This window comes from Streptomyces viridosporus (genome assembly GCF_002078235.1).
Classification (GTDB): domain Bacteria; phylum Actinomycetota; class Actinomycetes; order Streptomycetales; family Streptomycetaceae; genus Streptomyces; species Streptomyces viridosporus.
In genome coordinates this window covers 1-4,773 of record NZ_MSGP01000690.1, presented here as the reverse complement: position 1 = coordinate 4,773, position 4,773 = coordinate 1, and the positions used below count along the sequence as shown (strand labels likewise).

General features: G+C 73.6%; 4 protein-coding genes. 1 reads left to right on the top strand and 3 read right to left on the bottom strand.

Annotated features, from left to right (window positions below; genetic code table 11):
• Positions 1-326: 326 nt before the first annotated feature.
• Entirely contained in the window at positions 327-2,213 is a 1,887-nt protein-coding gene (locus B7L92_RS35895) for an ABC transporter ATP-binding protein (RefSeq protein WP_174704071.1), read from the top strand.
• A 32-nt stretch (positions 2,214-2,245) separates the two neighbouring features.
• Here B7L92_RS35895 and B7L92_RS35890 read toward each other — a convergent pair whose 3' ends face one another.
• The 3 genes from B7L92_RS35890 to B7L92_RS35880 all read right to left on the bottom strand — a co-directional run.
• Positions 2,246-2,428, bottom strand: coding sequence for a DUF8839 family protein (locus B7L92_RS35890; RefSeq protein WP_081241377.1), 183 nt, complete (start codon positions 2,426-2,428; stop codon positions 2,246-2,248).
• Positions 2,429-2,584: 156 nt separating this feature from the next.
• Entirely contained in the window at positions 2,585-3,274 is a 690-nt protein-coding gene (locus B7L92_RS35885) for a DUF899 domain-containing protein (RefSeq protein ID WP_081241376.1), read from the bottom strand.
• Between the two features lie 155 nt (positions 3,275-3,429).
• Positions 3,430-4,773: amidohydrolase (locus tag B7L92_RS35880; protein ID WP_107501717.1), on the bottom strand; the 1,344-nt coding region annotated here is incomplete at its 5' end.

The following is a 4,773-nucleotide window of genomic DNA, read 5'->3' as shown; positions in this document are numbered from 1 at the left end:
CCCGCGCCCTGCCCCCGGTGGATCGCGCCCCGCCATAGTGACCGTCCGTCGGGATCGGCGATCGGGGGAGGTCAGCGGTGGGAGACACACAGGGATCCGGCGACCGGGGGGCACGGTCACGGAGCAAGCCGCGGAACGGGTCACGGAACACGAGCGGGCCGGGAACGGACCGCGCACCGGGACCGGACGGCCCACCGGGGCCGGACCGTCCCGGCGGGCGGAAGGAACCCCGGCGCTCCGCCCGCCGCGGGAAACGCCCCGCATCCGGCGCCCCGCCCCTCTCCGAGTCCGAGCGCCTGCTCTTCGGGGGTCCGCTGCGCTACGACATGGGCTGGAACCAGCACAGCGACGCCTTCCTGGAGCTGGGCTTCCGCGCCATGATCACCCGGTTGCCCGCCCTGCTGGCCTCCAGCCTCCGGCTCGCCCTGCAAGCCGACCGGCGGGCCGCGCGGACCGTGCTGGCCGCCGAGGTGGGCCGGGGCCTGGCCCAGGCGGTGAGCCTGCTCGCGGTCAACAGCGTCCTGGGCCGGCTGCTGGGCGGCGGCCCGATCGAGGAGCGGTTGCGCGACGCCGTGCCCGCCCTCGTCGCGGTGGCCGCCGTCATGCTGGTCGCGGCGCTGCTGCGGGCGGCGAGCACCTACGCCACCGGGCGCCTCGAACCCAAGGTCGAGCGGGTGGCGACCGAGCTGTACCTGGAGCGCGCCGCGGCCGTGGAGCTGGCCGCGATCGAGGACCACGCCTTCCACAAGCTGCTGGACACCGCCCAGTACGGCGCCTCCTCGGCCCGCCGCATGATCATGTACGGCGCACGGGTGATCAACGCGATGATCTCGCTGGTCGCGGCGGCCGGTGTGCTCACCGTGCTGCATCCGGCGCTGCTCCCGCTGCTGGCGACGATGACCCTGCCGAGCGCCTGGAGCGCGTTGACGAACGCGCGCCGCCGCTACGCCTCGTTCCACACCTGGGTGCAGCACGCCCGCGCCGGCCAGTTGATCAGCCGCCTGCTCACCGAACCGGAGGCGGCACCGGAGATCCGGGTGCACGGCGTCGGCCCGTTCCTGCTGCGCCACTTCCGGGCGATGTCGGAGACCGCGGAGGCCGAGCAGGCCCGGCTGGCCCGGCTGGCGGCCCGCACGGGTCTGATCGCGGCGACGTGGACGGGGCTGGCGACGGTGGCGACGTACGCCACGCTCGGCGGGCTGCTGCTGGCCGGGGCGATGGCGCTGTCGGTCGCGGGGACGGCGGTGATCGCGATCCGCACCGGCTCGGCGAGCCTGGAGACCCTGGTCCTGGAGGTGAACCAGCTGCACGAGGAGGCCCTGTTCGTGGGCGATCTGCAGCGGCTGTACGTCGAGGCGGCCGAGCGCGCGATCCCCGTCGGCGGTCTCCCGCTGCCGGACGACCCCCGGGAGATCCGCTTCGAGAACGTCACCTTCCGCTACCCGGGCGACGCCGCCCGCCCCGCCCTGGACGACGTCTCGCTCGCCCTCCCGCTGGGCCGGATCGTGGCGTTGGTCGGCGAGAACGGCTCCGGCAAGACCACCCTGGTCAAACTGCTCGCCGGGCTGTACACACCCGAGCGGGGACGGATCCTGTGGGACGACGTGGACGCGGCGGCCGTGGACCGGCACCGGCTGGCCGAGCGCATCGCGATGGTGGCGCAGGACTTCAAGCGGTGGCCGTTCACGGCGCGGGTGAACGTCGTCCTGGGGCGGCCGTCGGCACCGGTGAGCGAGGAACGGCTGGCCGCCTCGATCGCCGAGGCCGGGGCCGAGGCGGTGGTCGCGGACCTGCCGCGCGGCCTGGACACCCTGCTGGCCCGGCACTTCAGCGGGGGCCACGAGCTGTCCGGGGGACAGTGGCAGCGGCTGGGCATCGCCCGGGCCGCGTACCGGCGCGGGCGCATCCTGATCGTGGACGAGCCGACGGCCGCCCTGGACGCCCGGGCCGAGCTGGAGGTCTTCGACCGGATCCGGGCCCTGGCGGACAGCGGCCAGACGGTGGTGCTGATCACCCACCGGCTGGCGTCCGTGCGCCACGCGGACCTGGTGCACGTGCTCGACCAGGGCAAGCTGGTGGAGTCCGGATCACCGGACGAGCTGCTGGCCGCGGGGGGTCTCTACGCCGAGCTGTACGCACTCCAGGCGGAACAGTTCACCGCACCGCCCTCGTCGCCCCCGCCCGGGAGGGTGCCGTCGCCGAAGGCGGGCTGAGCCGTCCGGTCCGGCCGCTCGGGCGGCACCGCTCACGCCGTCGCGTCAACGCCGTCGCCGCTCCGTACGATCACCAGGAACATGTCGGTAGCTAGGTCCATGACAACCTCGGCGGGCAGGCCCTCCAGACGCCGCGCCTGCGCGAACTCCTCCGCCGGCCAGGACCCACGCGGCCCACCTGCGGGAAAGCGTTCGAGCACCGTTCGCCCGTTCACCCTGCCACCTCCATGTAGCGCTGTACTCGTAGAGTTAAACGCCAACCATGGGGCGGACGCCTCGTCCGGTGACGGTACTGAGACGTAGTTGACACCCGTTCACCGCACAATGTGAGCGGGCTCTCATCTTTTCGGAGCAACCCGTCACCGTCCGTATCAGTCGTCGTACTCGTCGTGGTAGCGGATGTACTCGCTTCCCGCAGGCGTCCCGAGAGCCGACGCGCGTCCCACGGGTTCCTCCCACTCCTCCTGCCGGCCGAGCGCGGTGAGGTCCAGCAGGCTGGTGGTCGAACCGAGCCCGTCGAGGCCGCGTCCGTACGTCGAGTAGGTGTGGAAGACCCGGTCGCCGTTCCGCAGGAAGCAGCTGAGGCCGGGCCGCTCGACGCGTTCGCCCCCGCGCACGGGGGACGCCTCGAAGTCCTCGCCGAAGTCGTCGTGGTGCGAGGAGTACCACGGCAGGGTCCAGCCCATCCGGGCCTTGAACGGCAGGATCCTCCGGTACGGCGCCCGGGAGACGGCCGCGAACGTGGTGCCGCGCGCGTGCAGGTGGGCGAGATGCCCGACCTGGTCCAGGAAGGCCGAGCAGCAGCGGCACCCGGCGTCCCACTCGGGGGCGAACGCGAAGTGGTGGACGACGAGCTGCCGCCGCCCCTCGAACAGGTCGAGCAGCGTGACCTCGCCGTCGCCGCCCTCGAACACGTACTCCCGGTCGATCCCCACCATGGGCAGGCGGCGCCGCTCGGCGTTGAGGGCGTCCCGCGCGCGGGTGACGACCTTCTCCTTGACCAGCAGTTCCTCGCGCGCCGCGCGCCACCGGGCGCGCGAGACGATCTCCGGAAGCGACATGGTTCCTCCTGTGCGACGGTCCCGTTGCGGAAGGTGACCGCGCGGGGAGGCGGAACTCATCGTTCGCCCGCCGGATCCCTTCCGGCTTCCTCCCGGTCTTCCCCCGGCCTTCCTCCCGGTCTTCCTCCGGCCTTCCTTTCGCCTCCCCCTCGGCCTCAGGTGTCGTACTCCTGGACGCGCCGGCCGTGGCCGCGGTCGACGAGGGCGGGCAGCCGCTCCTCCAGCTCGCGCACCACCGCCGGGACGTCGAGGGTGAGCAGCCGCCGGTCGCGCATCAGGATCCGGCCGTCGACGATCGTCGTGCGGACGTCGGCCGCGCGGGCACTGTGCACCAGCGTCGCGGCGAGGTCGTGCACCGGCCGGGTGTGCGGGCCCGTGAGGTCGACGAGGACGAGATCGGCGCGCCGGCCGGGGGCGATGCCGCCGATGTCCTCGCCGAGGCCGACCGCCCGGGCGCTCTGCAGCGTGGCGTGGTGCAGCGCCTGCCGGGAGGTCAGCCACCGGGGGTCGCCCTCCGTCGACTTCTGGATCAGCGAGGTGAGCGCCATCGCCTCCCACACGTCGAGGGAGTTGTTGGAGGCGGCGCCGTCCGTGGCGAGTCCGACGGGGATCCCGAGGTCGCGCAGGGCGCGGACGGGTGTGGTGGTGGGCCAGGCGAACTTGAGGTAGCCGCGGGGTGCGGTGGCCACGGCCGTACGGCCGCCCGCACGCTCCAGCAGCGGCAGGTCGCTGTCGAGGATGCCGGTGCCGTGGGCGATGAGCACGTCGGTGTCCAGGATCCCGGTGCGCTCCAGGACCTGGATCGGGGTGACGCCGTGCCGGGCGAGGCTGGTGTCGGTCTGGTCTCGGTTCTCGGCGGCGTGCAGATGGACGGGCAGCCCGTGCGCGCGGGCCAGCTCCGCGGTGGCGGCGAGGTCGGCGTCGTCGACGGTGTAGGGGGCGTGCGGGGCGAGGGCGGTGGTGATGCGGCCGCCGGCCGAGCCGCGGTGCCGCAGCGCGAACTCCAGTGACCCCTCCCGTCCCTGCGGCCCCTGGGAGGAGAAGTACGCCTCCCCCAGCAGCGCCCGCATGCCGCACTCGGCGACGACGGCGGCGACCGCGTCCATGGCGAAGTAGTGGTCGGCGAAGCAGGTGACGCCGCCCCGGATCATCTCGGCGCAGGCGAGCCGGGCCCCCAGCTCGACGTCCCGCTCGGTGAGGTTGGACTCCACCGGCCAGACGACGTCGTTGAACCACTCCTCGGTCGGCAGGTCCTCGGCGAGTCCCCGCAGGGCGACCATCGGCGCGTGGGTGTGGCAGTTGATCAGACCGGGCAGCGCGACCTGCCCCCGGGCGTCGATCCGTTCCCGGGCCGCCCGGCCCTCGGCCGCCCCGGCGCTCGTCACCGACTCCACGACCCCGTCGCGTACGACGATCGCCGCGTCGTGGGCGAACCCGATCCGCTCCTGGTCGTCGTGCGTGAGGACGGCGCATCCGGTGATGACGAGATCGGCCGGGGA